This is a genomic window from Geomonas sp. (genome assembly GCF_056994735.1).
The window spans coordinates 1-3,220 of record NZ_JBXKJL010000175.1 but is presented as its reverse complement, the minus strand read 5'-3'; the positions used below and the strand labels follow the sequence as shown (position 1 = coordinate 3,220).

Here is a 3,220-nt window from a genome sequence, read left to right as displayed (position 1 = left end):
CTGCCACTGGACTCCTCTCGACTCCGGAGTGCCCGACCAGGAAGGACGAATACTATATCATGAGCACCGAGCCGACCCAGTACTGCCCGAAGCATGGCGGCAGTGCCATAGAGCCGGCGTCGCCAGCAGTTACGACTCCCGAGGAGCATAAGGGACTTGAGGAGATCGAGCCGCCTGCCGCCCCGGATGAACCAGCACCGGAGGCGAATCCGCTGTAACGCGGTGGAAGCTGGAGAAGTCATAGTGAAATTAGAAAAGGCCCGTGCAGTCAATGCATCGGGCCTTTTTGCTTCTGCAAAACCCTTCGACAAGCTCAGGGTGAACGGCTTTCATAAATGGTGCGGGAAGACCTCCCGGTCCGTCAAACGCCGCTTCATTGGAGATACTAATTAGCGCAAATCTTCCGCTATGAGATTGTCATCCCCGAATGCCCTTATCGGGGATCCAGAGTTCACGTCGTTTAGGAGCTGGATTCCCGATCAGAATCGCTTCGGGAATGACAGCTTTGGAAGCTGGCGGAAGAGTAGTACTAATCAGGTTGGAGATTCCAGCTCAACTCGATCATGTGCAGGTCGAGGCCTGTGTTTCTTCTGCCGTTCAGTCCGCCGTTGGACATGTGCTGAAAGCGGTAGCCGACTCCGGGGCCCGCGGCGAAGCGATACATGATTCCGACGTGCCCGTCCCAGAGAACGTGTCCGTTCAAATTGACCCTGCCGAAGTGGTCCCTGCTCAGCACGTTCAGGTCTCCTCCAAGGTCGATGGCGACTCCCTTTCCTCCGGCCTTATCGAATATGATCCCTGGCCCGACGGCGCCTATGAATCCCGTCTCGCCGGCGCCATTGAGTCCTCCCAAGGCCCCGTTAAGTTGCATGGCCACTCCCCACTCTGCATCGTTTCGGACCGACCAGGGAAGACCGTAGCGGATATAGACCTCGTACTGGTGAAAATGTTCAGCGCGAGCGGTAGCCTCTATTCCCCCCCTGATTCCGAAAGTCTTCAAACCTTGATCGGGGTCCTGGCACCAGCCCTGCGGGATGGCCAGTATCAACCCCAGGAGAAAGGTTGCCGCAGTTAACCCCAATCTCATGACTACTCCTGATTTGGTAGGTTCATTGGATGGGCTTAACTTTACAATTCTTGCCGGAAAAGTCAATGGAGGTAGTCGCATTCTATGGATATGATTCATGATTTTAAGCAGGAGGACTTTGGGTGATGATTTTACTGACCCGGAGTTGTCGCCATTCCTTTTGCAGCTTCGAGCTTGCTGGTGATGTTGTTCTTGATCCAGGAGGGATCCCACCACTCGATCGGATTCACCTGCTCTCCTGAGACCACGACTCCGAAGTGGAGATGGTCGCCGCCCGCAAGGCCTGTGTCACCCGTGTTGCCTATGGTCTGGCCTTTCTGCACTTCGTCTCCGACCTTCACTCCGATCCGGCTCAGGTGCCCGTAGAGGGTCTGCAGCCCGAGCCCGTGGTCGATGATGATGCACTGGCCGTAGATGCCGAGGTCGTCGGCGTAGACCACCTTGCCGCGGTTGGCGGCGGGGACGTTGGAGTGCGGGAGGGAGGCCAGGTCGATTCCGAGGTGGGTTTGCTGGTCCACCAGTTTCCCATGGTAGTAGTAGCTGCGGGACTGGGCGAAGGTTCCTTTCGGGGCGGCGTTGGGCAGGCGCACGAACTGCCCCTCCCAGAGTGGGACCGGCGAGGTCTTGCGCCCGCAATCGGCCAGGATCTTGAGGTCATGTTCACGCAGGTCTCGATTGGCCTTAAGAAAGATCTCCAGCGGTGTCTTGGCGTCGGGGAAGCGGTCCTTGAATTCCGCCGCCACCTTGTCGAGGTAAGTGTCCGGCAGTTCCAGCCGGTCGCTGGGGAAGGACTTCGGGAGGAGGTGGAAGTAGATCCCCGTAACCCGCTCGTTACCGGCCCGGTCGACCGCCAGGATCTTTGGCACAAAGGCGTCGGCGGGCGTGTTGTAGGGGAAGGGGAAGAGGCAGGCGTAGACGTCGCCGGACTGCCGGTATCCTGTGAAGAAGCGGTCGCTGAAGACGACCCCTGTTTTTACCGGTTCTCTGTTGATCGTGTAGACCGCGAGGCCGACGCCGCCACGATTGATGTTGTGGGCGGTGCTGAGCGCCGTGACTGAGGGAGGTTTGTTCTGATAGGTGTAGTCGAGTGTTTCATCGGTGGTGTTGCCGGCGCCGAAGTGGTAGATCGACCTGTCTGTTGCCGAGATCTTCAGCTTGAAGGGCCCGTCCTTCAACCCCGGCTGCTGGGCGAGTCGGAAGGTCTCGCGGACGGAGTCGGTCTTGGTCGGGTACTCCTTGGCGAGGAGATGAATGCTGCGGTCCCCCTGGACTGCGTCGACCGAGAGCTTCTTCAGACCCGATTTGTCTCGAAGGGAAAGGGCGAGGTCGATTCTTCCCGAGACAGGCCCGGGGCCAGGTGCGAGGGATACGGCCGGTCCGTTCATGTCGCGCATATACAAGGCTGCCAGCACAACTAATATCAAAAGAAGGATGACGCCGAAGATGGCGGTACTTTTCATGGTCTTGCTCCCGCTGGGAAGAATCCTTTCGGGATTTTAACACCGGGCACCTCAAAGTCCAGCCGGAGCGGGACTGTTGGCGGCTGCGGCTGGACCGGATGCTGCCGGGGCTGCGCGTTTCAGACCGCTGTGACTGGCACCTGGCGAGATGGCGGAGTAACGGATTTGGTAATGGTCTGGAATCGAGCTGCCTTGGCTCTGTCGCGACGATGAGTTGACCATGGGCGACGGAGGCCCGTAGCGGCATCGGTGGATCGCGCAGAGGTTTCCTTGCCTTGGGCAGTAGCTGGATCTGAATGAGAGAGGAGGGGGGCGAAAGCGGGGTGTCGGGAAAACAGCAGATCCGGGAGAGCACGAGTTTTCATGCAGTCAAGTTCCGGAATATACACTAAAAAAAATTTTTGCAACAGTCTGTTTATTCGCCGTCAGCAGTGATATATTTTGCACAGCTAGCTAGCGTAACAGAATGCTCTGACAAAGGAGGTAGCGCAGAAATCAAAGATACTCCGCCGATGAGGATTCTAACAAGATGACAGCAGCTACAGATCCGGTGATCGCAACTCTCCGGAGAATCCCTTGAAAAGGGAACTCAGTCAGTACTCAAACGAGGCCCGCCATATGGCGGGCCTCTCATTTTATCCCCTCACAAAAAATTGTAGATGATGCCGGGGCG

General features: G+C 57.5%; 3 protein-coding genes. 1 reads left to right on the top strand and 2 read right to left on the bottom strand.

Annotated elements, in window-relative coordinates:
• Nucleotides 1-218: hypothetical protein (locus AC11W3_RS08140; protein WP_484092789.1), on the top strand; the 218-nt coding region annotated here is incomplete at its 5' end.
• A gap of 311 nt (nt 219-529) precedes the next feature.
• Here AC11W3_RS08140 and AC11W3_RS08135 read toward each other — a convergent pair.
• Together AC11W3_RS08135 and AC11W3_RS08130 are read right to left on the bottom strand one after the other, a co-directional pair.
• The gene (locus AC11W3_RS08135; protein WP_484090799.1) at nt 530-1,087 is read right to left on the bottom strand and encodes an acyloxyacyl hydrolase; all 558 of its coding nucleotides are present in this window, start codon (nt 1,085-1,087) and stop codon (nt 530-532) included.
• A gap of 131 nt (nt 1,088-1,218) precedes the next feature.
• Entirely contained in the window at nt 1,219-2,547 is a 1,329-nt protein-coding gene (locus AC11W3_RS08130) for a M23 family metallopeptidase (protein ID WP_484090798.1), read from the bottom strand.
• Nucleotides 2,548-3,220 lie beyond the last annotated feature (673 nt).

Excerpts from the sequence above, each read along its gene's own strand:
- AC11W3_RS08135 (WP_484090799.1), bottom strand. The coding sequence starts at position 1,087 with ATGAGATTGGGGTTAACTGCGGCAACCTTTCTCCTGGGGTTGATACTG.
- AC11W3_RS08130 (WP_484090798.1), bottom strand. The coding sequence starts at position 2,547 with ATGAAAAGTACCGCCATCTTCGGCGTCATCCTTCTTTTGATATTAGTT.